The sequence below is a fragment of the Flavobacterium plurextorum genome (assembly GCF_002217395.1).
Lineage (GTDB): Bacteria > Bacteroidota > Bacteroidia > Flavobacteriales > Flavobacteriaceae > Flavobacterium > Flavobacterium plurextorum.
Genome location: NZ_MUHD01000007.1, coordinates 685 through 933, shown reverse-complemented (window position 1 = coordinate 933; position 249 = coordinate 685). Strand labels below are relative to the sequence as shown.

Sequence of the window (249 nt, the reverse complement as noted above, 5' to 3'; positions counted from 1 at the left end):
GAAGAAATTTACACTAATAAATTTATGTGGACTAAATTAGATTATATACATTTAAATCCAGTAAGAGCTGGTTATGTAAATCGAGCGTCAGAGTATATTTATTCAAGTGCAAGTAACTATGTTAATGATTCTGGATTGCTAAATATTGAGAAAGCAGATAATCCAATTGTAAATGTTTTGGATCTAAAATCTGTTTTTAGGGATAGTCATTATTAAGTGATTTTTGTAATAAAGTCAGAGACTTTTAGA

1 pseudogene is annotated in these 249 nt (G+C 27.3%); it reads left to right on the top strand.

The features are described 5' to 3' along the window. A pseudogene (locus B0A81_RS04500) lies at nt 1-216 on the top strand (REP-associated tyrosine transposase); the annotation flags it as partial. Nucleotides 217-249 lie beyond the last annotated feature (33 nt).